The sequence below is a fragment of the Roseateles chitinivorans genome (assembly GCF_050632145.1).
In the GTDB taxonomy this organism is placed as follows: domain Bacteria; phylum Pseudomonadota; class Gammaproteobacteria; order Burkholderiales; family Burkholderiaceae_C; genus Roseateles; species Roseateles chitinivorans_B.
In genome coordinates, this window is sequence record NZ_CP192577.1 from 5,370,536 (window position 1) to 5,395,688 (window position 25,153).

The following is a 25,153-nucleotide window of genomic DNA, read 5'->3' on the forward strand; positions in this document are numbered from 1 at the left end:
CCCTTCAACCCGCAGGACGCCGCCGCAGTCGCCGTGGCCGATTCCCGCGGCCTGCCGATGCCGGCCGGCACGGACTGGTTGAAGCTGGACGTTCAGCTGTGCTTCGCGCTGTATTCGACCTCGCTGGCGATGACCAAGCTCTACAAGCCGCTGCTGGCTCCATTGGGCCTGACCTATCCCCAGTACCTGGCGATGCTGGTGCTGTGGGAGACCGACGGCCCGAGCGTGTCCGATCTGGGGCAACGGCTGAACCTGGATTCCGGCACGCTGACGCCGCTGCTGAAGCGCCTGGAAGCGAATGGCCTCATCGAACGTCGACGCGCGCTGGCCGACGAGCGCCGCGTCGAGATCCACCTGACGACGACTGGGCGCGCCCTGCGCGATCAAGCCGTCGCCATCCCCGAACAACTGGCCTGCGCCAGCGCCTGCGGCCCCGCCGAACTGGAATCGCTGACCCGACGCCTGCATGAATTGCGAGCCAACGTACTGACCCACCTGGCCCGTGATCCCGCCCTTCCCGTCACTGCCGACGAGGAGGGCGAGACCTGACCCCGAGTTGTCCGTTCACCCCCACCCACCTTCACCCATCACCACCAAGGAGCCTCACATGGCCATCGAAAAAGCCCTCTACACCGCCACCGCCACCGCCACCGGCGGCCGTCAAGGCACCGCGCAATCGTCGGATGACCGTCTGAAGGTCCAGCTGTCCACGCCCAAGGCGCTGGGCGGCGACGACGGCGCCGGCACCAACCCGGAACAGCTGTTCGCCGCCGGCTACTCGGCCTGCTTCATCGGCGCGATGAAGGCCGTTTCCGGGCGCAACAAGGTCGCCCTGCCGGCCGAAGTCTCGATCACCAGCGAAGTCGGCATCGGCCCTCACGCCAACAAGCCGGGCGCCTTCGGCATCGCCGTGTCGATGAAGATCTCGGTGCCGGGCATGGACCGCGCCGCGCTGGAGAAGCTGGTCGCCGAGGCGCACGAGGTCTGCCCGTACTCGAACGCCACCCGCGGCAACATCGACGTCACGCTGACGATCGTCTGATCGTCTGATCGTCTGATCGTCCGGGTCCGGCTCGTTCCGGATCTGCGATGAAAAAAGCGCCGGCACTGCCGGCGCTTTGTCGTTGGGGAGCGCCGCGACGCGCTCAGCGTGACCGCAGCAGCGTGAGCATCAGTTCGACGCGCGCGGCCCAGGGCGACAGCGCCGCAGCAGGCTCGTCGATCGCGCCGACGATGCGGCCCTGCGCACAGCGCGTCGTGCGCCAGACCGGAACGCCCGCGTCCTTCAGCGCCTGCACCGGCGCTTCCAACGCCTGGTTCAGCGTGCCGTTCCCCGTGCAGGCCAACACCAGGCCCTGGAGTCCGGCCGCGCGCCATGCGTCGAGCGAACGCGCATCGGCGCCCGCATGACTGGCGAGCACCTCGACCCACGGCCACCGCGACGCGTCTTCAGGCAGCACGTTCGCGCCCAACGCCTCGCCATGCGGCCAGTCGCGGAAGCGGCGCACGACGCCCTCCTCCACCACGGCCAGCGGACCGGCATCGGGCCCGGTCTCGAAGGCATCGAGCCGGTAGGTGTGCGTCTTGCGCAACTCCAGACCCGACAAGACCTGACCCGCGACCACCGCGACGACACCGCGCACGCCGACGGTTTCCGCCACGGCCACCGCATCGAGCAGGTTCTGCGGCCCGTCCGCTTGAATCGCCGTCGCCGGCCGCATCGCCGCCGTCAGCACCACCGGCTTCTCCGGCGCGAGCACGCGCTGCAGCAGGTAAGCGGTCTCTTCCAGCGTGTCCGTGCCGTGCGTGATCACGATGCCGCGGACCTCGGGACGGTCCAGGTGCTCGCGCACCCGGCGCGCCAGCCGCGCCCAGGTCGCGTGATCCATGTCCTTGCTGTCGAGCTGGGCGAGCTGCTCAGCCTCCAGCGCCTTGGACGCGAGCGCCGGCACTGCCCCCACCAGCGACTCGACCGACAGCGAGCCGGCCTTGTAGCCGACGTTGTCCGTCGCACTGCCGGAGGCGCCGGCGATGGTCCCGCCGGTGCCGATGATCACGAGGGTCTGGGCCGCGCTTTGCAATTTCTCGTCTCCTGTATAAAAATCCAGATGCTGGATGAATTCTCAGGCGGCCTTCGAACCCTCAGGTCGCCGCGTCTTCGACATCCGCCCCTCAATCGAATAAAGGCTTGCTCGTGGACACTCCGCCCAAACTCACTGCCCGGCAACAGCAGATCTTCGATCTGGTCCGCGACAGCATCGAGAGCACCGGATCGCCACCCACCCGCGCGGAGATCGCGCAGCAGCTCGGCTTCAAGTCCGCCAACGCGGCCGAGGAACATCTGCAGGCCTTGGCGCGCAAGGGCGTCATCGAGCTGGTGGGCGGCACCGCCCGCGGGATCCGGCTGCCGTCGACGGCGTTGCGCCAGGTCAATCGCGCCCGGGAGCACAGCCAGTTCGCGCTGCCGCTGGCGAGCCTCGCACAGCTGACCTTGCCGCTGGTGGGCCGCGTCGCCGCGGGTGCGCCCATCCTGGCCGAGGAACACGTCGAGCAGCACTATAGCGTCGACGCTTCCATGTTCTCGAAGGCGCCGGACTTCCTGCTCCGTGTCAAAGGCATGAGCATGAAGGACATCGGCATCATGGATGGCGACCTGCTCGCCGTGCAGAAGATCAGTGAGGCCCGCAACGGCCAGGTGGTCGTGGCACGCATCGGGGAAGAGGTCACCGTGAAGCGCTTCCAGCGCCACGCCGACGGCATCCGGCTGCTGCCCGAGAACCCCGACTTCGAGCCGATCGAGGTCACGCCCGATGAGCAGTTTGCGATCGAAGGCTTGGCCGTCGGCCTGATCCGTTCCGGCGGCTTCCACTGAGCGTCGGGATCCCCTCATGAGCGCGCGAAAGACGCACACCAAAGCGGCTTCGGCCGCCGAATGTACGTCGCTTCGGCAGATTCCCAACATCGGACCGGCGATGGTGCGGGATTTCGAGCTGATGGGGATTCATCAGCCGGCGGATCTCGTGGGTGCCGATGCTTTCGCGCTGTATCAGCGGATTTGCAAGCTCACCGGCCAGCGGCACGACCCGTGCGTACTGGATACCTATATGGCGGCCGTCGATTTCATGAACGGCGGTCCGTCACGGGATTGGTGGAGTTATACGGCGCAGCGGAAGCGCGAGTATCCGGATCTCTGACCCCAGACTCATCAAACGCAATCGAATGCGCCAAAGAAAAAACCCTGCCGATTTTCATCGACAGGGTTTTAATGTTGGCGGAGTGGACGGGGCTCGAACCCGCGACCCCCGGCGTGACAGGCCGGTATTCTAACCAACTGAACTACCACTCCAGATACGACGCTATTGAGTGCTTCGATATCATTTGCGAACAAGTTTCGCTGCAAACAACCGGCTCCAAACGGAACCGCGATTCAGCCAAGCCTTGTCAAACTTGGCGTCCCCTAGGGGATTCGAACCCCTGTAGCCACCGTGAAAGGGTGGTGTCCTAGGCCTCTAGACGAAGGGGACTGGACTTGCTGCCTTGACTCGAACTGCGCGTACCTTGCAACCGTCACACCCGAAGGTGTTCTGGTGGAGGTAAGCGGGATCGAACCGCTGACCTCTTGCATGCCATGCAAGCGCTCTCCCAGCTGAGCTATACCCCCGAATGCTTTCGCATCGAATCGGTACGCCGCCCGAGTCTCAACTGTGTTGGCGGAGTGGACGGGGCTCGAACCCGCGACCCCCGGCGTGACAGGCCGGTATTCTAACCAACTGAACTACCACTCCAGATACTCAAGATCTTTCGATCCGTCGCATCAAACTTTTTCCGCTTTGATTCGATCAATTGCTTGATGTCATCGCTGCGTCGATTTCGTTACTGTACCTGATTTTGACAACGATCAAATCGATTTCCGAAGAATTTTTCGATTTTCTCGTTCAATCTCTGGTCAATAACCAAGTTCGAAACTTGGCGTCCCCTAGGGGATTCGAACCCCTGTAGCCACCGTGAAAGGGTGGTGTCCTAGGCCTCTAGACGAAGGGGACAAAACCTTCTTCCTTGAACCGCGCGCCACGCAAACCGAGGTTTGGTGGAGGTAAGCGGGATCGAACCGCTGACCTCTTGCATGCCATGCAAGCGCTCTCCCAGCTGAGCTATACCCCTTCGGGGAATTCGATCCGGCTTCTTTTCGGCTTTTGAATTTCATCGGGGAGCTCGCGCTCCCCGTTTAGATTCATCGTCTGCCGCTTCGAAGTTCGTTTCGAACAACGCGCTGTTCAAGCGAGAACGAGAGTATAGATCGAGTTTTAAACGGAGCGCAAGCGGTTCAACAAAATTTCTTTGTCGAAAAGTTCCAGCACCGCGTCCACGGACGGCGTCTGCGACCGGCCGCAGGCCAGCACACGGACGGGAATCGCCAGTTGCGGCATCTTCAGGCCGTGCGCGGTGATCGTTTCCTTGATCGCGGCGCTGATCGAGGGCTTGTCCCAGACCGCCAGCGCGTCGAGTTTGTCCGCCAGCGCCAGGACGGCCGGCTTCACCGCGTCGGTCAGATGCTGCGCGCGATCCGCGTCGCTGATCGTCACTGGCGACACATACATCGCCAGCCAGTCCGTCAGCGCCACCGTCGTGCTGCAGCGGTCCTTGAACAGCGCGCACATCTCGACCAGACGGGCCGGCACCGCCAGTTCGCGCTTGGCCAACTGCGTCGTCACGAGTGCGGCCAGGCGGGCGTCTTCGGCCAACTTGATGTAATGCGCATTCACCCACTCCAGCTTGGCCGGATCCCACTGGGCCGGGCTCTTGGAAATGTGGCTGCCGTCGAACCACGACACCATCTGTTCGATGCTGAAGAGCTCATCGTCGCCGTGGCTCCAGCCCAGGCGCGAGAGGTAGTTCAGCATCGCCTCCGGCAGATAGCCGTTCTCTTCATACGCGGTGACGCTGACCGCGCCGCGGCGCTTGGACAGCTTCTGGCCGTCGTCTCCCAGGATCACGGGGATATGCCCGTAGGCCGGCAGCGCCGCGCCCAGCGCGTTGAAAAGGTTGATCTGCCAGGGTGTGTTGTTGATGTGCTCGTCGCCGCGGAAGACGTGGGTGATCTTCATGTCCCAGTCGTCGATCACCACCGCGAAGTTGTAGGTCGGCACGCCGTCCGGACGCAGCAGGATGAGGTCGTCGATCTCGCGGTTGTTGATCGTGATCGGTCCCTTGACGAGGTCGTCCCAGGTCACGTCCCCGTCGATCGGATTCTTGAAGCGCACCACCGGCTCGATGCCTGCGGGAATCGCGGGCAGCGTCTTGCCCGGTTCCGGGCGCCAGGTGCCGTCGTAGCGGCGCTTCTCGCCGCGTGCTTCCTGGCCGGCCTTCATCGTCGCGAGTTCCTCGGGCGAGCAGTAGCAGCGGTAGGCGGTGCCGGCCGCGATCATCTGCTCGATGACCGCGTGATAGCGCTCCAGGCGCTGCATCTGGTAGATCGGGCCCTCGTCGTACTCGAGGCCCAGCCACTTCATCGAGGCGAGGATCTGCTCGACCGAATCCTGCGTCGAGCGCGCGACGTCGGTGTCCTCGATGCGCAGCACGAATTCGCCGCCGTGATGGCGCGCGTAGGCCCACGAGAACAGCGCCGTGCGCGCCGTGCCGAGGTGCAGGAAGCCCGTCGGCGACGGGGCGATGCGGGTGCGGACCGGGGTGGAGGGAGTCGTCATAGGGAATTTAAACCGCGGGCCAGGTCGGCCTTGATGTCTTCGATGTCTTCGAGGCCGACCGCGACGCGGATCAGGCCCTGCGTGATGCCGGCAGCCTGGCGCTGCGGCTCGGTGAGCCGGCCATGCGAGGTGCTGGCCGGGTGCGTGATGGTGGTCTTGGTGTCGCCGAGGTTGGCGGTGATCGAGCAGATCTTCGTCCCGTCGATCACATGGAAGGCGGCGGCGCGGCCCTTGTCGTCCGCGTTGCTCTTCACGATGAACGACACCACCGCCCCGCCCTGCCCGCCTTGCTGGCGCATCGCGAGCTCATGCTGAGGATGCGACTTCAGGCCCGGGTAGTAGACGCGCTCGATGCCGGGATGCGCTTCCAGCCATTCGGCCAGCACGGCGGCGCTGGCGGTCTGCGCCTTCATGCGCACCGACAGCGTCTCCATGCCCTTGAGCACGACCCAGGCGTTGAACGGCGACAGCGACATGCCGACCGAGCGCATCACCGGCGTGAACACCTCGTCGACGTACCTGGCCGAGGCGCAGATCGCGCCCGCAATCACGCGGCCCTGGCCGTCGAGGTACTTGGTGCCGGAGTGGATGATGAAGTCCGCGCCCATCTTCGTCGGCTGCTGCAGCGCGGGCGAGGCGAAGCAGTTGTCGACCGCCAGCAGCGCGCCGTGCGCGTGCGCAATCTCCGCCAGCGCGGCGACGTCGCAGACCTCGGTCAGCGGATTGGTGGGCGTCTCGGCGAACAGCAGCCTGGTGTTGGGCTGCAGCGCGTTCTTCCACTCGGCCAGATCGGTCTGCGACACGAAGGTCGTCTGGACGCCGAACTTGCCGAACTCGCCCTGCAGCAGCTTGATGGTCGAGCCGAACACCGAGCGCGAGCACACCACATGGTCGCCGGACTTCAGCAGGCCCATCACCAGCAGCATGATCGCTGACATGCCGGACGAGGTCGCGATGCAGGCCTCGGTGCCTTCGAGCGCGGCCAGCCGGCGCTCCATCATCATGACCGTCGGATTCGAGAAGCGGCTGTAGACGAAGGCCTCCTCCTCGTTGGCGAAGCGGCGCGCGGCGGTGGCCGCGTCCGGATGCACGAAAGAACTGGTCAGGTACAGCGCTTCCGAGTTCTCGCCCCAGGGCGACGGCGGCAGGCCCTCGCGGACGGCAAGCGTGTCCAAACGGACGTCGGCCGGCAGGTCCACGCGCGGGATGCCGCCCTTCTTCTCGTTGCTCATCACTGGTCCCCACCGCTCTGCAGCGCCAGGCGGCTGCGCGCCGGCAGGTCTTCTTCCTCGGGCTGCGACTTGCGTTGCGCCTGCATGGTCGCGAAGTCCTCGACCGAGACGTCGCCGGTGATGTAGGTGCCATCGAAGCACGAGGCCTCGAAGCCGTTGAGACCCGGGCGCAGTTGGCCGACAACGCGCTTCATCGCATCGACATCCTGGTAGATCAGCGCGTCGGCGCCGATGAACTGGCGGATCTCCTCGATCGAGCGACCATGGGCGATCAGCTCTTCCTTGGTCGGCATGTCGATGCCGTACACGTTGGGGAAGCGCACCGGCGGCGCGGCCGAGGCCAGGTAGACCTTGTTAGCGCCGGCCTCGCGGGCCATCTGCACGATCTCCTTGGAGGTCGTGCCGCGCACGATGGAGTCGTCGACCAGCAGCACGTTGCGACCCTTGAACTCGAGGCCGATCGCGTTGAGCTTCTGGCGCACCGACTTCTTGCGCGTGGACTGGCCCGGCATGATGAAGGTCCGGCCGACGTAGCGGTTCTTGACGAAGCCCTCGCGGTACGGCTTGCCGATGCGGTGCGCGAGCTGCATCGCCGACGGACGGCTCGATTCGGGGATGGGGATCACGACGTCGATCTCGCTCGGCGGGATCGTCGAGATCAGGCGCTGGGCCAGCGTCTCGCCCATGTTCAGGCGGGCCTGGTAGACCGAGATGCCGTCCATCACCGAGTCCGGGCGCGCCAGGTAGACGAACTCGAACATGCAGGGATTCAGCGTCGGGTGCTCGGCGCACTGCTGTGTGTGGACCGTGCCGGCGGTGTCGATGAACAGGGCCTCGCCGGGCGCGAGGTCGCGCGTCAGCACATGGCCGGTGCCTTCGAGCGCCACGCTTTCGCTGGCGACCATCACCTCGCCGTCGGCCGCCTGGCCGAAGCACAGCGGACGGATGCCGTACGGATCGCGGAAGGCGAGCAGGCCATGCCCGGCGATCAGCGCGATCACGGCATACGAGCCCTTGATGCGCTTGTGCACCGTGCCCACGGCCTTGAAGATCTGCGCCGGCGTCAGCGGCAGGTCGCGGCCGGCCATCTCGAGTTCGTGCGCGAGCACGTTGATCAGGACTTCGGTGTCGCTCTCGGTGTTGATGTGGCGGCGGTCGACGTCGAACAGCTCGGCCTTCAGCGCATGCGCGTTGGTCAGGTTGCCGTTGTGGACCAGCACGATGCCGTAGGGCGCGTTGACGTAGAACGGCTGCGCCTCTTCCTCGGAATAGGCGTTGCCGGCCGTCGGATAACGGACCTGGCCGAGACCGACGGTGCCTGGCAGACCGCGCATGTTGCGGGTGCGGAACACGTCGCGCACCATGCCGCGCGCCTTGTGCATGAAGCACTTGTTGCCTTGCATCGTGACGATGCCGGCCGCGTCCTGGCCGCGATGCTGCAGCAGCAGCAGCGCGTCATAGATCAGCTGGTTGACCGGCGCCTTGGAAATCACACCGACGATGCCGCACATGGGGAGGTCCTTAATGCTTCGGGAACAGGAGGAAAACGACGAGAGAAGCGATGGCCGGGGCGCTCGTGACGCTCAGGCCGGAATGTAGTCCTGCAGGGCCGCCGGCAACAGCGGCTTCACCTGCGCGAGCGTGGCCTGCAGCCAGGGCGCGATCTGTGATTCGGTCCAAGGCCGCGAGCGCACGGCTGGCGTCATGTCGACGATCACCGTCGCCAGCAGCGCCAGCAGCGCCGCGCGCAGCACGCCGAAGGCGGCGCCGCCGAGCCGGTCCAGCACGCCCAGCGGCGTCGCGTGGATCAGCGCCCGGATCAGCTTGGCGCCCAGGCCCCAGATCAACAGCACCAGGATGAAGGCCAGCACCAGACCGACGGCATGGATCAGCGACGGGCCGATCTTCTCCGCGGGCAGGAAGCGCTCGATGAACGGCGCCACGAAGGGCGAGGCGGCATACGCGACCAGCCAGCCGGCGATCGTCATGAGCTCGAACACCAGGCCGCGCCAGGCACCCAGCAACACCGACACCACCAGCAGGCTCAACAGCGCGAGGTCGACCCAGTTCATCGTGTCGATCGGGCGTGGGCGACGGGTTCATGGGCGTGCATCGTGGGGTGCTCCGTGCCGGCCCGTCAGAGCGTCAGCACGGCCGACGACAGGCCGCCGCCGCGGACCTTCGCCGCGACCTTGTCCGCCTCGTCGCGCGAGTTGAACGGCCCGACCCGCACGCGGATGCGCTTGCCGTCCGCCGTGTCGACCGATTGGGTGTAGGTCTTCAGGCCCATGCGCTCCACCTTCGCGCGCACGTCCTGCGCGGCCTTGCCGTCGGCGTAGGCGCCGACCTGGACGATGAAGCGCGCGCCGGACGCCGCGGCGTCGGGCTTCTTCTCGGAGGAGGACCGCCCCTCCAGCAGTGCCTGCGCACGGGCAGCATCCGCCGAGCGGGTGTCGGGTTTCGGATCAGGCTTGCGTTCGGGCTTGGCTTCGACCTTGGGCTCGGGCTTGCGCTCCGGCCGGGTCTCGGGTCTGGCTTCGGGCTTGTGTTCGGGCTTGGGCTCGACGCGCGCCGGACGTGCCGGCTCGGCGATCGTCGCCCGCTCGTCCGGCTTGGTGTCCATGCGCGTGGGCGGCATGGCCTGGGCCACCTGGTCGGCCACCGGATCGCGCGGCGTCTCCGGCGGCACATTCGTCTGCACATTCGGCGGCGGGACCGAGCGGTCGGCGGCGGCCTGCTCGGCGGACTCGGTGATGATGCCGCGGCCCGCGTCGCCCCCGCCGGTCTGGCCACGCGAGGTCTGCGCGGCCGGCGCGGGAATGGTCAACGGCGTGGCGCCATCCTTGCGCGGAATGTCGATCGGCAGGTCGACCGGGATCGGACGCGGCTGGGTCTCGAACAGCAACGGGAACACGATCACCGCCACCCCCACCAGCACCGCGGCGCCGATCAGGCGCCGGCGCGCCCGCAGGCGCAGTTGCTGGACGTCGTCGACAGCCTCGGCGCCGCCGCGGGAACGCCCCCGCCCGCCGTCGCCGGAACGGCTTCGCTCGCTGCGATCACCGCTCCGGTCGCCGGAGTCTTTCGCTTCGCCGCGCTTCAGGAAGGACAGAAAACCCATGTACTCGGAGAACCTGGTTGATGCCGCGCCGTCGCCGCGGGAGTGCCGTCGGGGCCGGGGCCCCGGAGCGGAAAGCGGCCCCTCCGCAGATACGGACAGAGGCCGCCGACTTCAACTGCGAGCGATTCGAATGCAGCGTTGCGAAGCGCTCAATGCCACCCGTTTCAAGACTCGGCTTCCGGCTGGACGCCGCCGCCCAGTCTCGGGATGCCGTTCTTGAGCACGCCGCCCACGGTGAAGAACGAACCGAAGACCAAAATTCTATCAGCGGGGTCCGCCTCGGCCGCCGCGGCGGCCAGGGCCGACGCCGGGTCCGCATGCAGCGAGACGCCAACGTCCTTCGGGGTTTGCAGCGTGCCGGCGGCGCGGGCCTCGTCGAAGCGCGCCTGCAGCGCCTGGGCGCTCGCCGCACGCGCGATCGGCAGGTCGCAGAAATGCCAGTGATCGATCAGCGGGGAAATGCGCGCCAGGATGTTGGCAAGGTCCTTGTCCGCCATCGCGCCGAACACGGCCCGGGTACGCGGATAGAAACCCATCTGGTCGAGGTTCTGCGCCAGCGCGGCCACCGCATGCGGGTTGTGCGCGACGTCCATCACCAGCATCGGCGAACCCGGGATGACCTGGAAGCGCCCCGGCAGCTCCACCAGCGCCAGTCCCGCGCGCACCGCCTGCGCGGAGATCGGCAGCCGCTCGTACAGGGCTTCGAAGACCGCCAGCACGCCGGAGGCGTTCAGCAACTGGTTGACGCCGCGCAACGCCGGGTAGGACATGCCGCTGTAGCGCCGCGCGCGTCCGGCCCACTGCCACTGCTGGCGGTCGCCGGAATAGCTGAAATCGCGGCCGAGCTGCCGCACCTCGGCGCCGATGGACTCGGCATAGGCCGCGATGGACGCTGGCGGCATCGGGTCGGACACGATCGCCGGCTTGCCCGGACGCATGATGTGCGCCTTCTCGCGGCCGACGGATTCGCGGTCCGGGCCGAGGTATTCGGTGTGATCCAGGTCGATGCTGGTGATCACGCTGCAGTCGGCGTCGATGAGGTTCACCGCGTCCAGGCGTCCGCCGAGGCCGACTTCGAGGATCACCAGGTCCAGCGGCTCGGACGCCAGCTTGTGCAGGATCGCCAGCGTCGTGAACTCGAAGTAGGTCAGCGCCAGGTCGCCGCGGGCCTGCTCCACCGCCTCGAAGTGCGGCAGCAGCGCCGCGGCGTCGACCGGGCGGCCGCCGACGCGGCAGCGCTCCTGGAAGTGCACCAGGTGCGGCTTGATGTAGAGGCCGACGCGGTAGCCTGCCTGCAGCGCGACGCTTTCCAGCATGGCGCAGGTCGAGCCCTTGCCGTTCGTGCCGGCGACCATCACGACCGGCGTGTCAGGCCCGAAGTTCAGGTTCAGGCGCTGACGCATCTCGGCGACGCGCGCCAGCGTCATGTCGATTTCCTTCGGATGCAGCCGCTCGCAGCGCGCCAGCCAGGCGTCGAGCACCTGCTGCGCGTCACCGCCGGGGATCAGCACCGGAATGGAAAGATCGTCGGGAGAGGCCGACACGGACGAAGTGGAGGACATCGGAAATTCCAAGGCTCAAATGAAGACGGCCAGACCGGGCGTGGTCTGGCCGTGCTGAGTACCGTCACCACCCGGAGGGCGGTTCACTGTCGCGACGTCAGGCGACCGCGTCGGAACTCTGCCGCTGCAGGATGGCCAGGTTGCGGGCGATGACCTCGCGCAGCTTGCGGCGGTCGACGATCATGTCGATGGCGCCCTTCTCCATCAGGAACTCGGCGCGCTGGAAGCCCGGGGGCAGCTTCTCGCGCACGGTGTTCTCGATCACGCGCGGGCCGGCGAAGCCGATCAGCGCCTTCGGTTCCGCGATGACGATGTCGCCGACGAACGCGAAGCTCGCCGAGACGCCGCCCATGGTCGGGTCGGTCAGCACGCTGATGTAGGGCAGCTTCGCCTTGGCCAGACGCGTGAGCGCGGCGTTGGACTTGGCCATCTGCATCAGCGAGAGCAGGCCTTCCTGCATCCGCGCGCCGCCGGTGGCGGTGAAGCAGATGAAGGGGGTCTTCTGCTCCAGCGCGGTCTCGACGCCGCGTGCGAAACGTTCGCCGACCACGGAGCCCATCGAGCCGCCCATGAAGTCGAACTCGAAGCAGGCCGCCACGACCGGGATGCTCATCACGGCGCCGCCCATGACGACCAGCGCGTCGGTCTCGCCGGTCGATTCCAGCGCTTCCTTGAGCCGGTCCGGATACTTCTTGCTGTCCTTGAACTTCAGCGCGTCCACGGGCAGCACTTCCTGGCCGACCTCGTAACGGCCCTCGCCGTCCAGGAACGCGTCCAGGCGGGCGCGGGCGCCGATGCGGTGATGGTGGCCGCACTTCGGGCAGACGTTGACGTTCTGCTCGAGGTCGGTCTTGTACAGCACCGTTTCGCAGGACGGGCACTTGATCCACAGGCCTTCCGGCACCGTGCGGCGCTGGTCGGGGTCGGTCTGCTGGATCTTCGGGGGAAGCAGTTTCTCAAGCCAACTCATGGCGGGCTCCTATAGCTAAGGCCGGACGACCGGGCGGAGATCGACGTGATCGACCCGTTCAGGCGTCCAGCGCGGCGCGGATGTCTCGGATGAAGGCCGCCGCCTGGATCGCGACATTATCCCTTGTCTGGGACTCGATCAGCTGGACGAGGGCCGAACCGATCACCACCGCGTCCGCATGGCGCGCCACGGCGGCGGCGGTCACCCCGTCGCGGATGCCGAACCCGACGCCCAGCGGGATGCTCACATGCTTGCGCAGGCGGGGCATCGCGTCGGCGACGGCACCGGTGTCCAGGTGGCCGGCGCCGGTCACGCCCTTGAGGGAGACGTAGTAGACGTAGCCGCTGGCGAGTTGCCCGATCCGGGCGACGCGTTCGTCGGTCGAGGTCGGGGCCAGCAGGAAGATGGGGTCCAGGCCTTGCGCCTTCAGCGCGGCAGCGAAGTCCTCGGACTCCTCGGGCGGGTAATCGACGACCAGCACGCCGTCGACGCCGGCCGCCTTGGCCTCGGTGACGAAGCGCGCCAGGCCGAAGCGCTCGACCGGGTTGGCGTAGCCCATCAGCACGACCGGTGTCGCGTCGTCCTGGCGGCGGAAGTCGCGCACGATCTCCAGGACGTGCGTCAGCGTGATGCCCTTGGCCAGCGCGCGTTCACTGGCCTTCTGGATCACCGGACCATCGGCCATCGGATCGGAGAACGGCACGCCGAGTTCGATCACGTCGGCGCCGGCCCGGGCCATCGCGAGCATCAGCTCGACGGTCACGTCCGCGTAGGGATCACCGGCGGTGACGTAGGGGATCAGCGCCTTGCGGCCCTCGGCGCCGAGGCGGGCGAAGGTGGCTTGGATGCGGCTCATTGCGCACCTCCCTTCACGGCGTAGCCGGCCATCGAGGGCCGATCAAAGTACTCGGCGCCGGACAGGTCGGCGACGGTGCCGATGTCCTTGTCGCCGCGGCCGGACAGGTTGACCAGCAGGTGCTGGTCGGGAGCCATCGTCGGCGCCAGCTTCATCGCATGCGCCAACGCATGGCTCGACTCCAGCGCGGGGATGATGCCCTCGGTGCGACACAGCCTGTGGAAGGCGGCGAGCGCCTCGGCATCGGACGCGACGACATACTCGGCCCGGCCGGTGTCCTTCAGGTAGGCGTGCTCCGGCCCGACGCCCGGGTAGTCCAGGCCGGCGGAGATCGAGTGCGTCTCGATGATCTGTCCCGCGTCGTCCTGCAGCAGGTAGGTGCGGTTGCCGTGCAGCACGCCCGGCGACCCCGCCGTCAGCGTGGCGGCATGCTTGCCGGTGTCGACGCCCTGCCCCGCAGGCTCGACGCCGATCAGCCGGACGCCCTGGTGCGGGATGTAGGGATAGAAGATCCCGATCGAGTTGCTGCCGCCGCCGACACAGGCGATGACGGCATCAGGCTGCCTGCCGGTCATCTCGGGCATCTGCACGAGGCACTCGTCGCCGATGACGCGCTGGAAGTCGCGGACCATCATCGGATACGGGTGCGGGCCGGCGACGGTGCCGATGATGTAGAAGGTCGACTCGATGTTGGTGACCCAGTCGCGCATCGCCTCGTTGAGCGCGTCCTTGAGCGTCTTGGAGCCGGATTCCACCGGCACGACGCGCGCGCCGAGCAGGTTCATCCGGTAGACGTTGGGCGACTGGCGCTTCACGTCCTCGGAGCCCATGTACACCACGCACTCCATGCCGTAGCGGGCGCAGATCGTCGCGGTCGCGACGCCGTGCTGGCCGGCCCCGGTCTCGGCGATGACGCGCTTCTTGCCCATGCGGCGGGCCAGCAGCGCCTGGCCGATGGTGTTGTTGACCTTGTGCGCGCCGGTGTGGTTCAGGTCCTCGCGCTTGAGGAAGATCTGCGCGCCGCCGAGCTCGCTGCTCAGCCGTTTGGCGTGATAGATCGGGCTGGGCCGGCCGACGAAGTGCGCCAGCTCGTACTGGAACTCGCGGATGAACTCCGGGTCCTGGCTGTAGCGGGCGTAGGCCTCGTTGAGCTCATCCAGCGCGTGGATCAGCGTCTCGGCGACGAAACGGCCACCGTAGTAGCCGTGGGAGTTCTCCGTGGACACGGGACCGAAACGGCCCTGTGCGTCGGGCTGCGCGTAGCCCTCGAGCGGGCCCGTGACGAACGGGATCGCGGACGAGGTCGCGGAGGGATTCAAAGTCTTGGACATGAGAGGTCCTCAATGAGGAGGCCCGCGCGTGAATCCGCAAGGATCGCAGGAAGCGACCGGAGGCAGGGATTCAAGCCGACTTCAGGCGGTCGGCCTCGCGCACGGCATCGCAGAACTGGCGGATCTTGCCGGCGTCCTTGAGGCCTTTCGAGGCCTCCACGCCGGAGCTGACGTCAACGGCCCAGGGCCGCACCTTCAGCACGCCATCGATCACGTTGGCTGCACTCAACCCACCAGACAAAACGACCGGAGAGGGAACGCTTGGAGGCAGCAGTGACCAATCGAAGACCTTTCCGCCTCCACCGTAGCCGTCGACGAAGGCGTCGAGCAGCACGGCCTGGGCGTGGGAGAACCGAGACGCGAAGTCTAGCAAATCGAAACCCGGCGCCATCCGTGCCGCGCGCAGATAGGGGCGCGCCCAGCGATCGCAGTCCCCGGGCGTTTCGTCGCCGTGGAACTGCAGGGTCAGCGTCGGGATCGCGGTCAGCGCCGCCTGGATCGTCCCGGACGATGCGTTGACGAACAACCCCACCGGCGTCACGAACGGCGGCAGGCGCCGCGCCAGTTCGGCGGCGCGCTCGAGGGTGACGGCGCGCGGACTCTTCTCGTAGAAGACCAGTCCGATCGCGTCGGCACCGGCCTCGACGGCGACATCGACGTCGGCTTCGCGGGTCAGGCCGCAGATCTTGATGCGGGTTCGGCTCATGGCAGGGCGATCGTCATTCGGAAGGCAACCGGGATCGTCGGAGTATCACGGCAACCAGTCCATCGCCGCGGTGTGGCGCGGCAGGTTCAGGTGGTCGTCGTAGCTCGGGCCGACGAAGTACAGCCCGTCCGGAGGAAAGGTCGGCGCGGCGGCATCTCGCGAACGCGCCGCCAGCACCTCGTCCATCCACGACGGCGGCTTCTGCCCGGCGCCCACGGCGATCAGGCAGCCCATGATGTTGCGGATCATGTGGTGCAGGAAGGCGATGCCGTCGAACTCGAAGCGCCAGTACGGCCCGCGCCTGTGGATCTCGATGCCGCGCAGGATCTTCACCGGGGACGACGCCTGGCACTCCGCGGACCGGAAGGAGCTGAAGTCGTGCTCGCCGACCAGCCGCGCGGCCGCGTCGCGCATCGCGTCGCCGTCCAGCGGCCGGAAGGTCCAGCCCACGCCGCCGGCCTGGATGGAAGGCCGCACATTGGACTCCAGCAGCAGGTACCAGTAGCGGCGACCGCGCGCCAGGTTGCGCGCGTGAAAGTCCTCGCCCGGAAATGCGGCCCACTGGACCGCGATGTCGCGCGGCAGGTAGCGGTTGACGCCGCGGACCCACGAGAACACCTCGCGCTCCACCGGCGAGTCGAAATGGACGACCTGGTTCAGGCCATGGACGCCGGTGTCGGTGCGGCCCGCGCAGATCGTGCGGATCGGCTGCGTCACGAACTGGGCCAGCGCCGCCTCCAGCGCATCCTGGACCGTGCCGCCGCCGGGCTGGCTTTGCCAGCCCTTGTAAGCCTCGCCGCGATAACTCACGCCCAGCGCGACGCGCATGCGGATCTCCGGATCTCAGTGAAACGTGAACGCCAAAAGAAAAGGCGCCCGGCCAGGCCGAGCGCCTTGTCGTGAACCGCCCGCAGTTTAGCGAAGCTGGTCCAGCATCTGCTGCGCGCGGGCGCGCATCGGACCATCCGCCTTGCCGACGAGTTCCTGCAGCACGTCGCGCGCGCCTTCGGTGTCGCCGATCTGACGGAACTCCTCGGCCAGCTCCAGCTGGCGCTGCAGGGCCTCGTCGTCGTTCGGATCGATGCTGTCGAGGTCGACCCCCAGGTCGTCCAGGCTCATCGTGTCGCGCGTCGCCGGCTTCGCATCAGGCAGCGCGTCCAGGTCGGGCAGATCGACCGAGGTGATGTCCTCGATGTCGTTCACCTTGCCCATCGTGCGCTCGTCGCGGCCGGCCGGGGTGTCGGACGGCAGGTCCAGGTCGATGCTCGACAGGTCGAAGTCCAGCGACGACGAATCCTGGGCCGGCGCCGAGGCGGGCGTGCTGCCGCCCAGATCGTCCAGGTCGCCGAGGTCGAACTCGAGTTCGCGCGCGCTGGCCTGGGTCGGCGCCGCCGACGGCGTGCTCAGGTCCAGGTCCATGTTCATCGGCGCCTGGCTGGCGGACGACGGCAGCGCCTGCGTGGCGGCCATCGCCGGAGCGGGAGCCGGAGGCGAACCGAGGTCCAGGTCCAGATCCAGGTCCATCAGGCTGGACGGGCCGCTGTCGCGCGGGGCGGCTGCGGCAGCCGCGGCGGCGGTTGCCGCGGCGCGCGCCAGCGCGCCACCACCCGGATGGGCCATGCCGGTCGCGGGCAAGGTGCTCGCGTTCATCGGCTCGGGACGCTCGTCGTCGTTCTCGAACATCGTCGGCGCGCCGCCCGGCTGGTACAGCGGATTCTCCGGATCGGCCTGACGACCGAGTTCCTGGACCTTCGCCCAGTCCTCGCCCTGACCCTTGGTCTCGGCATACAGCTGGACGGCCAGCTGCTCGAAGCCCTTGATGTCACGACGCTTGCCGTAGACCTCGAGCAGCTTCAGGCGGATGGCCAGGCGTTCCGGATTGGCGCGCAGCGCTTCCTTCAGGATTTCCTCGGCCTGCAGGTCGCGGCCGTAGGCCAGGTAGACGTCGGCTTCAGCGACCGGGTCGACGTCGCCGATCGCATCGAGCTGGCTCAGCGAGTAGCTCATCGACGACTGGCCGGTCGTCGACGCATCGCGCGTATCGACACGCTGACCGCCGCTGTGGCCGAAGAACGAGTCCGGCGCCAGGCGGCTTTCCGCGAACGCGGTCTCCGAACGCGAGGCCGCGTCCCGGCGCGCGCGCCAGCGGTTGTAGCCGATGCCGGCGACGATGACGGCCAGCGCAGCCACCAGCGCGGGGAAGTAGTCGCTCAGCGAATCGAGGAAGCCTGGCTCCTCGGGCGCGGGCTTCGGGGCCGGCACGGCGCGCGGTGCCGAGGCAGCCACAGGCACCGACGCGGGGGCCTCGGCTTCGGCCACGGCAGCGGAGGCCGGCGCGGAGGCGGCGGGCGCTTCCGACGAGGCCGGCACATTGGCGGCGACGCTCACCGGCGGCACCACCGCCGGAGCGGGTGCAGGTGCGGGTGCGGGTGCCGGAGCCGGCGTGGGCGCCGGTGCAGGAGCTGCCGCGGTCGTCGCGCCCGGCTTCGACGCGGCGGTCGACAGCTTCTTCAATTCCTCGACGTTGCGCGTCAGCTCGGCGACTCTGGCGGCCGAGTCCTTCTTCTCGGTGTCCTTCGACACCTTGGACTCGGCGCCGGTCACGCCGCTGGGCTTGCTCAGCGTCAGCTTGTCGGGGGCCGCCGAGGTCGCGGGCTTGCGATCCTCCACGGACGCCTGCACGGAGCCCTTGGCCTGACGGCTGTTCTCTTCGGCCTTCAGCGCGGGCGCGCCTTCGGCCAGACGCTGGCGATAACCGCCGAAGTCGTTGCTCTGCGCCTGGATGACGCGGCGCGCTTCCTGCGGCGTGATCGACTGGACGGCGTCGCTGCCCGGCACCGACAGGACGGAGCCCGACTTCAGCCGGTTCATGTTCTGGTTGATGAACGCGTCCGGATTGCTGCGGTACAGGCCGACCAGCATCTGGTCCAGCGACACGCCGGAAGGCTGGGTGCGACCCGCGATGCGCGACAGCGTGTCGCCGGGCTGGACCGTGTATTCGGAACCGGGCGTGGCCGGCGACGGCGCGGCGGCCGACGGGGCCGGACGCGGTGCGCGTGCCGTGGCCGGCGCGGGCGGCTGGTTCACCGGCGTGGCCGGCGCGGACGCCGTCGGCGTCTGCGTGCGTGCCACCGGCGGCGGAGCGACGACAGCCGGCGTCGACGCCGGGGCCGAGATCACCGGGGACGTGGTGGGTTCGCTCGAACGGGCGACGTTGTTGCTCGGCGGATCGAACAGCAGCGTGAACTCGCGGGTGAGGCGGCCGCTCGACCAGTTCACCTCGAGGATGACGTCGACGAACGGTTCCTGGACCGCACGGTCGCTGCTCAGTCGCAGGTAGGGCCGGCCGTCGGCGCGGCGGGCCAGTTGCACCTGCGTGCTGGCCAGCACCGCGTTGTAGTCCAGACCGGAAGCCCGGTAGGACTCAGGCGGCGCGACGCGCAGCTTGAGCGAGCTGGCTTCCTCCGGCGTGAGGCTGCTGACGTCGATCTCCGCGCGCAGCATTTCGCCGAGCGCCGATTGCACCGTCAGTTTTCCAAGCCCAAGGCCATAGGCGGAACCCGCCGCCAGTCCCAGCACGGTGACCGCGGCCACCTGGCTCAGCGCAAATCGCGCATATGCGCTCGCATGTTTTTTCAAGGCGTCCCCCAAAGCAACAAGGCGGCCCATCCAAAGGACCGCCTGTCTGACGTATTGTTGTTGTGCGACTGATGCGCCCGGGCAGGCTCCCAGCCATTCCCGCGGTAGAAAATCACAACGGTGGCAAGCATATACGCATCGTTGCTGAGGTAGCTCATGAATAACATCGATGAGCTAGCCTTGATTCACAGGTCGTTACGGGCTTGTCGCTAGAAGGCAACGCGCCCTCCCCCTGGCAATCCCTGATCCGCATGAAAAATGCGGTGACCGCGTCACCGCTTTCAGCACGCCAGGCGCCAGCCGGCGTGTCGCCGACGATGGCCGGCGACCTAAGGATCAACGATCCAGCAGGATGCGCAGCATCCGGCGCAGCGGTTCCGCCGCACCCCACAGCAACTGGTCACCGACGGTGAACGCGCCCACGTATTCCGGCCCCATGGCCAGCTTGCGGATGCGGCCGACCGGGATGGTCATCGTGCCGGTGACGGCGACGGGGGTCAGGTCCTTGATCGTGGCCTCGCGGGTGTTGGGCACCACCTTCACCCATTCGTTGTCCGCGGCGATCATGGCTTCGATCTCGTCCAGCGGCACGTCCTTGCGCAGCTTGAGGGTCAGGGCCTGCGAGTGGCAGCGCATCGCGCCGACGCGCACGCAGAAGCCGTCGACCGGGATCGCGGCGGTGCCGAAGCCCTCGCCCTGGCCGAGGATCTTGTTGGTCTCGGCCATGCCCTTCCACTCTTCCTTGGAAGTGCCGTTGCCCAGGTCCTTGTCGATCCAGGGGATCAGCGAGCCGCCCAGCGGCACGCCGAAGTTGGCGATCTCGTCGGCGGACAGCGAACGCTGCTTGGCGATGACCTTGCGGTCGATCTCCAGGATGGCGCTCTTGGGGTCGTCGAGCAGCGCCTTCACTTCCGCGTTCAGCGTGCCGTACTGGGTCAGCAGCTCGCGCATGTGCTGCGCGCCGCCGCCGGACGCCGCTTGGTAGGTCTGCGTGGACATCCACTCGACCAGGCCGGCCTTGTAGAGCGCGCCCACGCCCATCAGCATGCAGCTGACGGTGCAGTTGCCGCCGACCCAGTCGCGGCCGCCCTTGGACAGCGCGTTCTTGATCACCGGCATGTTGACCGGGTCCAGCACGATCACGGCGTTGTCGGCCATGCGCAGCGTGGAGGCGGCATCGATCCAGTGGCCACTCCAGCCCGCAGCGCGCAGCTTGGGGTAGACCTCGGCGGTGTAGTCGCCGCCCTGGCAGGTGATGATGATCTCGCAGCGCTTGAGCTGGTCGAGGTCGAAGGCGTTCTGCAGCGCCGTCTCGTTCTTCGCGAACGACGGGGCGGTGCCGCCGGCGTTCGAGGTGCTGAAGAACAGCGGTTCGATCAGATCGAAATCGCGCTCCTGCGCCATGCGGTCCATCAGCACCGAGCCGACCATGCCGCGCCATCCCACCAAACCAACCAATGTCGTCATTTGCGTACCTTCGTTCATTGAAAGGCCCGGCACTGCTGGCCGGGCATCGCCCAAACACCGTCACACACCCTGGGAGCCTGCCCGGCTCGCTTCGCCGGGTGTGTGAGGTGGGGCGAGACGAACCGGAGCGGACTAGCTCTTGATGGTTTTGGTCGTCGTGGTAATGGCGGTCGCGCCCATGCCTTTGCCCGAAGCAACGGCAGAAATGGCGGCGACGACGGCATCACCCATCTCGCGGGTGCTCACCTTCTGGGTGCCCTCGCTCCAGATGTCCGCGGTACGCAGACCCTGGGCCAGCACGGCTTGAACCGCCGACTCGATGCGAGCGGCGGCTTCGGGCTGGTTGAGGGAGAACTTGAGCATCATGGCAGCAGAAAGGATTGTAGCCAGCGGATTGGCGATTCCCTTGCCGGCGATGTCCGGCGCGCTGCCGTGGCTCGGTTCGTAGAGCCCCTTGTTGTTCTTGTCCAACGAGGCGCTGGGCAGCATGCCGATGGAGCCGGTCAGCATGGCCGCTTCGTCGGACAGGATGTCGCCGAACATGTTGCCGGTGACGACGACGTCGAACTTCTTGGGCGCCTTCACCAACTGCATCGCGGCGTTGTCGACGTACATGTGGTCGAGCTCGACGTCCGGGTAGTCCTTGTGGACCTCGGTGACGACGTCCTTCCAGAACTGGAAGGTCTCCAGCACGTTGGCCTTGTCGACCGAGGTCACCTTCTTGTTGCGCTTGCGCGCGGCCTGGAAGGCGACGTGGGCGATGCGCTCGATCTCGGGGCGCGAGTAGCGCATCGTGTCGAAGGCCTCCTCGCTGCCGGGGAAGTGGCCGTCGACGGCGGTGCGGCGGCCGCGCGGCTGGCCGAAGTAGATGTCGCCGGTGAGCTCGCGGATGATCAGGATGTCCAGGCCGGCGACCAGTTCGGGCTTGAGGCTCGACGCGTGGGTGAGCTGCTCGTAGCAGATCGCGGGACGGAAGTTGGCGAACAGGCCGAGCGCCTTGCGCAGGCCGAGGATGGCCTGCTCGGGCCGCAGCGCCCGCTCGAGCTTGTCGTACTTCCAGTCGCCGACGGCACCGAAGAGCACCGCGTCCGCGTCCTGCGCGAGCTTGAGCGTCGCCTCGGGCAGCGGATGGCCGGAGGCCTCGTAGGCGGCGCCGCCGACGGGCGCGGTCTCGAGTTCGAACGGGAGTTCGAGCACGTTCAGGACCTTGACGGCCTCCGCGACGATTTCGGTGCCGATGCCGTCACCAGGCAGGACTGCGATCTTCATAGGGTCCTCAGCGAGTAATTCGATTGTTCAGCCACGGCTTGGTGGCGATGCGTTCGGCCTCGAAGGCCTTGATCTTGTCGGCGTGACGCAGCGTCAGCGCGATGTCGTCGAAGCCGTTGAGCAGGCAGTACTTGCGGAACGGCTGCACGTCGAAAGGCAGCTCTTCGCCGTCGGCCTTGACGACGACCTGGCGCTCCAGGTCCACCGTCAGTTGGTAGCCCGGGAAGGCGAAGACCTCGTCGAACAGGCGCGCGACCTGGTGCTCCGGCAACACGATCGGCAGCACGCCGTTCTTGAAGGTATTGTTGAAGAAGATGTCGGCAAAGCTCGGCGCGATCAGCGCGCGGAACCCGTACTGCTGCAACGCCCAGGGCGCGTGCTCGCGGCTGGAGCCGCAGCCGAAGTTGCTGCGTGCGATCAGCACCGACGCGCCTTGATAACGCGGCTGGTTCAGCACGAAGTCCGGATTGGGCTTGCGGCTGGCCGGATCCTGGCCCGGCTCGCCGTGATCGAGGTAGCGCCACTCGTCGAAGAGATTCGGGCCGAAGCCGCTGCGCTTGATCGACTTCAGGAATTGCTTGGGGATGATCGCGTCGGTATCGACGTTCTCGCGATCCATCGGGGCCACGAGGCCCTTGTGCACGGTGAACTTGTCCATGGCGGGTGTCCTGTCGCTACTGTCGGTCCTGGGGGCTCAGGCGATTCTGCGCACGTCGACGAAGTGGCCTTCCATCGCGGCGGCGGCGGCCATCGCGGGGCTCACCAGGTGCGTGCGGCCGCCGGCGCCCTGCCGGCCTTCGAAATTGCGGTTGCTGGTGGAGGCGCAGCGCTCGCCCGGCTCCAGCCGGTCAGCGTTCATCGCCAGGCACATCGAGCACCCGGGCTCGCGCCATTCGAAGCCGGCGGCCTTGAAGATCTGGTCCAGGCCTTCAGCCTCGGCCTGCGCCTTCACCAGGCCGGAGCCCGGCACCACCATCGCCAGCTTGACGTTGCCGGCGACGCGACCGCCCAGGCGCTTCACGACGGCCGCGGCTTCGCGCATGTCCTCGATGCGGCTGTTGGTGCAGCTGCCGATGAACACCTTGTCGATGCGGATGTCGTTGATCGCCTTGTTGGGCTCCAGCGCCATGTACTGCAGCGCGCGCTCGATGGCGCCACGCTTGACGGCGTCCTTCTCCTTGTCGGGATCGGGCACGCGATCGTCGATGGACAGGACCATCTCGGGCGAGGTGCCCCAGGTGACCTGCGGACGGATCTGCGCGGCGTCGAGCTCGACGACCGCGTCGAACTTCGCGCCGGCGTCGGTGTGCAGCGTGCGCCAGTACTGGACAGCCTGGTCCCATTCGACGCCGGTGGGCGTGAACGGGCGGCCCTTGACGTACTGCAGTGTCGTCTCGTCGACGGCGATCAGGCCGGCGCGCGCACCCGCCTCGATCGCCATGTTGCAGACGGTCATGCGGCCTTCCATCGACAGCGCGCGGATGGCGCTGCCGGCGAACTCGATCGTGTAGCCGGTGCCGCCGGCGGTGCCGATGCGGCCGATGATCGCCAGCACGATGTCCTTGGCGCCGACGCCGGGCATGACCTGGCCCTCGACCTTGATCAGCAGGTTCTTGGCCTTCTTCGCGAGCAGCGTCTGCGTGGCCAGCACATGCTCGACCTCGGAGGTGCCGATGCCGTGCGCCAGCGCGCCGAAGGCGCCGTGCGTGGAGGTGTGGCTGTCGCCGCAGACGACGGTCATGCCGGGCAGCGTGGCGCCCTGCTCCGGCCCGATCACGTGGACGATGCCCTGGCGCTTGTCGTTCATCTTGAACTGCGTGATGCCGAAGCGGTCGCAGTTCTTGTCCAGTGTGTCGACTTGCAGGCGCGAGACCGGATCGGCGATGCCCTGGCTGCGGTCGGTGGTAGGCACGTTGTGGTCGCTGACGGCCAGGTTGGCCGACAGGCGCCAGACCTTGCGGCCGGCCAGGTCCAGGCCTTCGAAGGCCTGCGGGCTGGTGACCTCGTGGACGAGGTGGCGGTCGATGTAGAGGACGGAGGTGCCGTCGTCCTCGGTGTGCACCACGTGCTCGTCCCAGAGCTTGTCGTAGAGGGTGCGCGGCGCACCGGCTTGGGCGGCGTGGGCGTTGGAGATGTTGGCGGTCATGGGATGGCTCTCCATCACTTCAGGGAAAAGCTGCTCAATCGGCTGCGGACAGGGCGGCTCACTTCGAGCCGGCCTTGGGAACGGGAACGGTCGGGGTGGCGGCCGCCCCGCGGCGGCGGCCTCCTTGGCGGCCGGACACAGCGCGTCGACGAAGCGCTGGACGACGGTCGGCAGGCGCTCCTGGCGGGCCACTCCCAGAACATAGTCGCGCTGGGCCCAGGCTTCATCCAGCGTCAGGCGCTTGACGTCGAAGACCTGCGCGAAGCGGCGCGACGGCGCATCGGGCAGCACGGCGACGCCCAGGCCGGCCTCGACCAGCTGCGCGATCGCGTCGAAGCCGCGCACCTGCAGCCGCGCCTTGAGCGTGCGGCCGCGGGTCATGGCTTCCTGCATCATCAGTTCCTGGGCCGCGGCGCCGCCGTGCAGGCCGACGAGGTCGTGGTCCAGCAGGTCGTCGAAGCTGACGGACTCGCGCCCGGCGAGCTCGTGGCCGGCCGGCACCAGCACGGCGAGGCGGCCGGTGCGGTAGGACCAGGTCTGCAGCCGGTTGTCGAGCAGCGGCGTCGTGAAGACGCCGACATCGGCGCGGCCTTCGGCGACGGCCGCCTGCACCTCGGCGCTGGTCTGGTCCTCGAGGCTGATGCGGATCTGCGGATGGGCCTGCGAGAACGCGGCCAGGTCGGGCGGCAGCGCTTCCGCGATCGCGCCGGCGTTGGCGGCGATGCGCAGGTGGCCCTTGATGCCGCGGGCGAATTCGACGACCTCGCTCTCGAGCGCATGCAGCGAGGCATGCAGCGAGCGGATGTGGCGGACCAGCGCGCGGCAGGCCTCGGTGGGCTCGACGCCGCGGGCGCGACGCTCGAACAGTTGCACCCCCAGGCGGGTCTCCAGGTCCGAGATCCGCTTGCTGGCCGCGGCCAGCGCCAGATGCTCGCGCTCGGCCCCGCGGGTGATGGATCGAGTCTGTTCGATCGCCAGCACGAGGTTCAGGGTGGTGAGGTCGAGGCGCATGGGATGGCGGCGGCTGGGTTGAACTGTAGCCTTCGCTCAGAGAGCAAGACTGCGGTCGTTCATGATAATCCCTTCGCCTTAAACGAAAGCTGGAAAATCTTCAGCGACGGCCGTTACCGTTGTTCGGCTTGTTTTGGT

At 67.6% G+C, this 25,153-nt stretch carries 21 protein-coding genes, 5 tRNA genes and 1 pseudogene; 4 read left to right on the top strand and 23 right to left on the bottom strand.

The window, feature by feature from the left end; genetic code table 11:
- The first annotated feature begins 57 nt into the window (after positions 1–57).
- The gene (locus ACQ86G_RS24665; protein WP_431261489.1) at positions 58–549 is read left to right on the top strand and encodes a MarR family winged helix-turn-helix transcriptional regulator; all 492 of its coding nucleotides are present in this window, start codon (positions 58–60) and stop codon (positions 547–549) included.
- Between the two features lie 58 nt (positions 550–607).
- On the top strand, positions 608–1,042 hold the full coding sequence (locus tag ACQ86G_RS24670; RefSeq protein WP_431046559.1) for an organic hydroperoxide resistance protein: 435 nt from the start codon (positions 608–610) through the stop codon (positions 1,040–1,042).
- A 103-nt stretch (positions 1,043–1,145) separates the two neighbouring features.
- Here the strand turns inward: ACQ86G_RS24670 and ACQ86G_RS24675 are convergent, their stop codons facing one another.
- Positions 1,146–2,081: an asparaginase gene (locus tag ACQ86G_RS24675; RefSeq protein ID WP_431257770.1), complete on the bottom strand. Its 936-nt coding sequence runs from the start codon at positions 2,079–2,081 to the stop codon at positions 1,146–1,148.
- A gap of 113 nt (positions 2,082–2,194) precedes the next feature.
- On the opposite strand from ACQ86G_RS24675, the gene lexA reads away from it, so the two are divergent.
- Positions 2,195–2,872, top strand: a complete 678-nt coding sequence (gene lexA, locus ACQ86G_RS24680) for a transcriptional repressor LexA (RefSeq protein ID WP_431257771.1) — start codon at positions 2,195–2,197, stop codon at positions 2,870–2,872.
- Positions 2,873–2,888: 16 nt separating this feature from the next.
- Positions 2,889–3,194 (top strand): helix-hairpin-helix domain-containing protein, encoded by a 306-nt coding sequence (locus tag ACQ86G_RS24685; RefSeq protein WP_431257772.1) that lies wholly within the window; start codon positions 2,889–2,891, stop codon positions 3,192–3,194.
- Positions 3,195–3,269: 75 nt separating this feature from the next.
- Here ACQ86G_RS24685 and ACQ86G_RS24690 read toward each other — a convergent pair.
- The 22 genes and pseudogenes from ACQ86G_RS24690 to ACQ86G_RS24795 form a co-directional block, all read right to left on the bottom strand.
- Positions 3,270–3,346, bottom strand: a tRNA-Asp gene (locus ACQ86G_RS24690).
- 102 nt (positions 3,347–3,448) lie between these two features.
- A tRNA-Glu gene (locus ACQ86G_RS24695) sits at positions 3,449–3,524 on the bottom strand.
- Positions 3,525–3,585: 61 nt separating this feature from the next.
- Positions 3,586–3,661, bottom strand: a tRNA-Ala gene (locus tag ACQ86G_RS24700).
- A gap of 47 nt (positions 3,662–3,708) precedes the next feature.
- A tRNA-Asp gene (locus ACQ86G_RS24705) sits at positions 3,709–3,785 on the bottom strand.
- A gap of 182 nt (positions 3,786–3,967) precedes the next feature.
- Positions 3,968–4,043 (bottom strand) — tRNA-Glu (locus tag ACQ86G_RS24710).
- A 261-nt stretch (positions 4,044–4,304) separates the two neighbouring features.
- Entirely contained in the window at positions 4,305–5,705 is a 1,401-nt protein-coding gene (gene gltX / locus ACQ86G_RS24715; RefSeq protein WP_431257773.1) for a glutamate--tRNA ligase, read from the bottom strand.
- Positions 5,702–6,937 carry an O-succinylhomoserine sulfhydrylase gene (locus ACQ86G_RS24720; protein ID WP_431257774.1) on the bottom strand — a complete coding sequence of 412 codons (1,236 nt, stop codon included), beginning with the start codon at positions 6,935–6,937 and terminating at the stop codon, positions 5,702–5,704. The genes gltX and ACQ86G_RS24720 overlap by 4 nt, the downstream gene beginning before the upstream one ends.
- Positions 6,937–8,448, bottom strand: a complete 1,512-nt coding sequence (gene purF / locus ACQ86G_RS24725; RefSeq protein ID WP_431257775.1) for an amidophosphoribosyltransferase — start codon at positions 8,446–8,448, stop codon at positions 6,937–6,939. The genes ACQ86G_RS24720 and purF overlap by 1 nt, the downstream gene beginning before the upstream one ends.
- Before the next feature lie 72 nt (positions 8,449–8,520).
- Entirely contained in the window at positions 8,521–9,009 is a 489-nt protein-coding gene (locus ACQ86G_RS24730) for a CvpA family protein (protein ID WP_431257776.1), read from the bottom strand.
- Between the two features lie 65 nt (positions 9,010–9,074).
- A complete protein-coding gene (locus ACQ86G_RS24735; RefSeq protein ID WP_431257777.1) occupies positions 9,075–10,058 on the bottom strand; it encodes an SPOR domain-containing protein in 984 nt (327 codons plus the stop codon).
- A gap of 164 nt (positions 10,059–10,222) precedes the next feature.
- Positions 10,223–11,620: a bifunctional tetrahydrofolate synthase/dihydrofolate synthase gene (gene folC, locus ACQ86G_RS24740; protein ID WP_431257778.1), complete on the bottom strand. Its 1,398-nt coding sequence runs from the start codon at positions 11,618–11,620 to the stop codon at positions 10,223–10,225.
- Positions 11,621–11,717: 97 nt separating this feature from the next.
- Positions 11,718–12,590 carry an acetyl-CoA carboxylase, carboxyltransferase subunit beta gene (gene accD / locus ACQ86G_RS24745; RefSeq protein WP_088407350.1) on the bottom strand — a complete coding sequence of 291 codons (873 nt, stop codon included), beginning with the start codon at positions 12,588–12,590 and terminating at the stop codon, positions 11,718–11,720.
- Between the two features lie 58 nt (positions 12,591–12,648).
- Positions 12,649–13,446 carry a tryptophan synthase subunit alpha gene (trpA, locus tag ACQ86G_RS24750; RefSeq protein WP_431257779.1) on the bottom strand — a complete coding sequence of 266 codons (798 nt, stop codon included), beginning with the start codon at positions 13,444–13,446 and terminating at the stop codon, positions 12,649–12,651.
- On the bottom strand, positions 13,443–14,777 hold the full coding sequence (gene trpB / locus ACQ86G_RS24755; protein WP_431257780.1) for a tryptophan synthase subunit beta: 1,335 nt from the start codon (positions 14,775–14,777) through the stop codon (positions 13,443–13,445). The genes trpA and trpB overlap by 4 nt, the downstream gene beginning before the upstream one ends.
- 70 nt (positions 14,778–14,847) lie before the next feature.
- Positions 14,848–15,483: a phosphoribosylanthranilate isomerase gene (locus ACQ86G_RS24760; RefSeq protein ID WP_431257781.1), complete on the bottom strand. Its 636-nt coding sequence runs from the start codon at positions 15,481–15,483 to the stop codon at positions 14,848–14,850.
- A gap of 45 nt (positions 15,484–15,528) precedes the next feature.
- Positions 15,529–16,311, bottom strand: coding sequence for a tRNA pseudouridine(38-40) synthase TruA (truA, locus tag ACQ86G_RS24765; protein ID WP_431257782.1), 783 nt, complete (start codon positions 16,309–16,311; stop codon positions 15,529–15,531).
- 87 nt (positions 16,312–16,398) lie between these two features.
- A complete protein-coding gene (locus ACQ86G_RS24770; RefSeq protein WP_431257783.1) occupies positions 16,399–19,077 on the bottom strand; it encodes a FimV/HubP family polar landmark protein in 2,679 nt (892 codons plus the stop codon).
- Positions 19,078–19,458: 381 nt separating this feature from the next.
- Complete coding sequence (gene asd / locus ACQ86G_RS24775) at positions 19,459–20,589, bottom strand: aspartate-semialdehyde dehydrogenase (protein ID WP_431257784.1); 1,131 nt, start codon at positions 20,587–20,589, stop codon at positions 19,459–19,461.
- Positions 20,590–20,721: 132 nt separating this feature from the next.
- On the bottom strand, positions 20,722–21,858 hold the full coding sequence (gene leuB, locus ACQ86G_RS24780; protein WP_431257785.1) for a 3-isopropylmalate dehydrogenase: 1,137 nt from the start codon (positions 21,856–21,858) through the stop codon (positions 20,722–20,724).
- 7 nt (positions 21,859–21,865) lie between these two features.
- The gene (gene leuD / locus ACQ86G_RS24785; RefSeq protein ID WP_431257786.1) at positions 21,866–22,516 is read right to left on the bottom strand and encodes a 3-isopropylmalate dehydratase small subunit; all 651 of its coding nucleotides are present in this window, start codon (positions 22,514–22,516) and stop codon (positions 21,866–21,868) included.
- A gap of 36 nt (positions 22,517–22,552) precedes the next feature.
- Positions 22,553–24,004 carry a 3-isopropylmalate dehydratase large subunit gene (gene leuC / locus ACQ86G_RS24790; RefSeq protein ID WP_431261490.1) on the bottom strand — a complete coding sequence of 484 codons (1,452 nt, stop codon included), beginning with the start codon at positions 24,002–24,004 and terminating at the stop codon, positions 22,553–22,555.
- A gap of 150 nt (positions 24,005–24,154) precedes the next feature.
- Positions 24,155–25,015 (bottom strand): annotated as a pseudogene (locus ACQ86G_RS24795) (LysR family transcriptional regulator); the annotation flags it as partial.
- Positions 25,016–25,153: the final 138 nt, after the last annotated feature.